The sequence below is a fragment of the Sphingobium sp. SG1 genome (assembly GCF_057063145.1).
This window is the reverse complement of sequence record NZ_JBVVOJ010000067.1, coordinates 1-665: the sequence shown is the minus strand read 5'-3', so window position 1 is coordinate 665 and position 665 is coordinate 1. Positions and strand designations below refer to the sequence as shown.

Annotated in this window: 1 protein-coding gene; it reads left to right on the top strand. The window is 64.4% G+C overall.

Going from position 1 to position 665, the window contains the following annotated elements; translation table 11 throughout:
- Window positions 1-665: IS21 family transposase (gene istA / locus AC0KVN_RS27585; RefSeq protein WP_435569032.1), on the top strand; the 665-nt coding region annotated here is incomplete at both ends.

The following is a 665-nucleotide window of genomic DNA, read 5'->3' as shown; positions in this document are numbered from 1 at the left end:
AAGGCGATCAAGGCGATCGCGCGTGATCTGCATGTGTCGCGGAAGGTAATCCGCAAGGCGATCCGGGCGCCGGAAGGCGCATTTGATTATCGACGCAAGGTTCAGCCGCTGCCGCGGATCGGTCCGTTTCAGGATCGGCTGGATGTGCTGCTGGAAGAGAACGAGTTACGGGGGCGGCGTGACCGGCTTCGGATGACCCGTATCCACGACCTTCTGGTGCGTGAGGGTTTCGAGGGCTCTTACGATGCCGTGCGCCGCTATGCGGCACGGTGGAAGATCGAGCGGCGCAGGGATGTCGGCGACGGGACGACGGCCTTTATTCCGATGCTGTTCCAGCCCGGCGAGGCCTACCAGTTCGACTGGAGCCACGAGGATGTCGAGATCGCCGGCAAGCCGATGCGGGTAAAGGTCGCGCACATGCGGCTGTGCGCGTCGCGGGCTGTGTATGTCCGGGCCTATCCACGCGAGACCCAGGAGATGCTGTTCGACGCGCATGCGCGCGGCTTTGCCTTCTTCGGCGGCGTGCCCAGGCGCGGCATCTACGATAATATGAAGACGGCGGTGACGAGCGTGTTCACCGGCAAGGACCGGGTGTTCAACCGGCGGTTCCTGATCATGGCCGACCATTACATGGTCGAGCCCACGGCCTGCTCGCCGGCGGCGGG